The sequence below is a fragment of the Deltaproteobacteria bacterium genome (assembly GCA_009930495.1).
Taxonomy (GTDB): Bacteria; Desulfobacterota; Desulfovibrionia; order Desulfovibrionales; family Desulfomicrobiaceae; genus Desulfomicrobium.
In genome coordinates, this window is the sequence record RZYB01000243.1 from 1 (window position 1) to 3126 (window position 3126).

2 protein-coding genes are annotated in these 3126 nt (G+C 62.5%); both read right to left on the bottom strand.

All coding sequences use genetic code 11. The features are described from left to right. Positions 1-134 precede the first annotated feature (134 nt). Complete coding sequence (locus EOL86_13205; GenBank protein NCD26532.1) at positions 135-2648, bottom strand: pyruvate, phosphate dikinase; 2514 nt, start codon at positions 2646-2648, stop codon at positions 135-137. Positions 2649-2673: 25 nt separating this feature from the next. After that, entirely contained in the window at positions 2674-3126 is a 453-nt protein-coding gene (locus EOL86_13210; protein NCD26533.1) for a hypothetical protein, read from the bottom strand.

Here is a 3126-nt window from a genome sequence, read left to right on the forward strand (position 1 = left end):
CGCGTGTGGCACTTTTCAAATAATCTCCCAGGACCTCGGAAGCCTTCGCTCCCTTGCGCACTTGCTCGACACACTCGTTGTTCGTAGGCGATTAGTGACACGGACCGGCGGGTCCAGGCAACTGGACAAGGCGGTCATTGCGGAAGGGTGCGAGAATCCGGCGGTCGCAAAAAGGCGTAATCGCCATTCATGAACGCATCAACGTATCCGGCGATTTCGGAGTCGCTGTCGAGCCGCCAATCCAGGGCTCGCACTGCGGCGAGCAGCCGGCCCAGTCCGTCCAGGCGTTCCATGAAGCGGCGCTGGTCGTATTTGCGGATTTCGGCCTTGAGCGAGTCCGCGCTTTGAGTGACCCTGAATCCCTGGCGGAGCAGGATTCCTGCCAGAATCAGGGCTCGCCGGACCCGCTGTTCGTACTGCGCCGCCCCGCCCTTGAAGGAAAAGGTGATGTAGTTGTCGTTGATGACCGGACCCAGATAGGAGTCGATGGTGACGAAGTGGTTGCCCAGGCGGCCGCTGAAATTGACGTAGGCGTCCGACACGACCGCGTAGCAGGTGGGCCTTGGCCGGTCTTGGCCGGAAGCGGAGTCCGAGGGGGCCGGAACGTGCCCCATGCCTTGGAGCAGGGCGAGAAGCGGCGTGCAGCGCAGCTCGGACAGCTCCGCCCGGACCGGATCGGCGCCCGGTGCGATGCCCCCGCCCAGATCGACCAGCAGAATGCGAAAGGGCAGTGTCGCGCACAGTTCGCGGGCCACGCCGGTCTGCCCGGAAAGACTGTCGCAGAGGCGAAACATCTCCTGCATGGCCATTTCGTGCGCGAAGCGGATGATATCGTGCAGGGTGCGGCAGGCCTGGGCAGAAAACTCGGGAAGTTGCGGGTCCACCAGGTTGAGGGGATTGATGAACTTCATGGCTTCCTGCAGCGACTTGTACACGGGGCTGCCCTTCATCGGGTTCACGGGTTTGCGCGTGGACAGGATTTCGCTGATTCGTCCGGCATAGACGACCTGGTTGGTGGCGTCGAGGGTGATCTCCATGCCGTGGGGCAGCAGGGCCGTGGCGCTGCCCACGCCGACCAGAGTCGGAATGCCGAATTCCCGAGCCACCGAGGCCATGTGGCCGTTGGGACTGCCCACGTCGGTGATGATGCCGACGATCTTGCCCATGGCCGCGACATAGGCCGGGGAGGTTTGCCTGGCCACGAGGATGGAGCCTTGGGGGATGGCGCTGAGTTCGTGCTCCGGCTGAACGACGTAAACAGGGCCCGCGGCCTCTCCGGCAGAGGCCGCCTGTCCTCCGAACAAAAGCGGGGTCAGGCCCGGAACAAGTTTGCAGCTTTCGGCCTGCTCCAGGCCACCGGCGCGCTGCAGGGGCCTGGCCTGCAGGATGATGAGCAGCCCTTCCTCATCCAGCGCCCATTCGATATCCATGGGCATGCCGTAATGGGCCTCCAGGCGTAGACCGTAGTCCACCAGGATGCCGACCTGGTCGGAAGTCAGACAGGACCGGCCCTGCAGATCCTCCGGCACGGGCCTGGACACGATGCCGCCCTGGGCCAGCACCACGAACTGTTTTTTTTTGTCCGCGATGTTCTCGGAAAGAATCGTTTTGTCCCCTCTGCGCACTCGCCAGAAATCCACGTCCATGGAGCCGTCGACCACGCTGACGCCCAGGCCCCAGGCCGCGGCGAGCAGCAGGTCGTCGCTGTGGGACGAGTTGGGGTCGATGGTGTAGAGAACCCCGCTGGCCCTAGACTGGATCATGGGCAGAACCAGCACGCTCATCATCACGTCCTGCTCGGAATAGCCCTTGGTCCGCCGGTAGAACACCGCCCTGGGCGTGAAGGCGCTGGCGACCACCGCGCTCCAGGCCCTGCCCAGGGTCATGGGCGTGGCTCCGAGGACCGAGGCGTGCTGCCCGGCAAAGGACGCCTCCGAATCTTCGCAGACGGCTGACGAGCGCACGGCCAGGCGGACCTTTGGGCCGTATCTGGCGATCAGCTCCCGGGTCTTGCCCAGCAAGTCCTTTTCCAGTTCCGCCGGAAGCGGTGAAACCATGATCTTTTCGCTGACCTTGGCGCAGGCCGCTTCCAGGGCCGCGATGTCCGAGGGATTTATGCCCGCCAACTGGCGGCTGAAGGCATCGAGCAGCCCCGAGTGCTCCAGGAAGAGCGATGCCGCCGAGGCCGTGACGGCAAAGCCGGAGGGAGTGGGAAGACCAGCCCTGTTGCGGATTTCGCCCAGGTTCGCGGCTTTTCCCCCGACTTCCTCCAGCCGTTCCAGGGTGAGTTTTTCCAAGGGCACGGTGAGGGTCTTGTAGTCGAAAGTTCTTTTCCTGGTCAGCGCGCTCAACGCCTTCAGGCCAACAGATTCGACGCTGGCGAAAAGTTCCGGGTAGTGTCCCGCGCACAGTGCGTTCAAATCTTCGACCAGAAGGCAGCAGTTGCCTACCATGGATTGGGTCAGCTGGACGGCTTCTTCCTGGGTGAATGGCCTTCCTTCGTGGACCGTTCGCTCCAGAAATGTCATCTGGTCCAGGACCAGATTGTTGCGCGACAGCAGGTTTTTGAAAAATATGTATTTTTTCCCCAATTTTGGCGGGGCGTCAGAGATGTCGCCGGGGCGACCGGAGGGGATGTTTTCCTTCATGTTCGGCACTTCCTCATGCCGATGGTCATGACGCCATGGGCCGCGCTTCCAGGGGAAGCTGAACCGTGAAGGTTGAACCGTGTCCCGGACGGCTGTCGGCAAAAACCCGTCCGCCTATGCGTTGCAGGATGCCGTGGCTGATGGACAAGCCGAGTCCCGCGCCCTTTCCCGGGGGTTTGGTGGTGAAGAACGGATCGAAGATCTTGTTCATGTTTTCCTCGGGGATGCCAAACCCCGAGTCCTCGACCTGCATGAGGACGCCGCCGCTGTCGCCCTGCCTGGTGCTGATGGTGATGCTGCCGCCTTCGGGCATGGCGTCCATGGCGTTGTTGACCAAGTTGATGAGCAGCTGGCGAAGCAAGGCCGGCTCGCTGAGAATGACGGGCAGGCCCTGTTCGAGATTCTCGTGAATTTCGATATTTTTTTGCGACGCTTCACGGCGGCGCAGGATGGCGACATCGGCTACCAGCGTGTTGAT

Coding starts and splice junctions, on each gene's coding strand:
- EOL86_13205 (NCD26532.1), bottom strand. CDS start 2,648: ATGAAGGAAAACATCCCCTCCGGTCGCCCCGGCGACATCTCTGACGCC.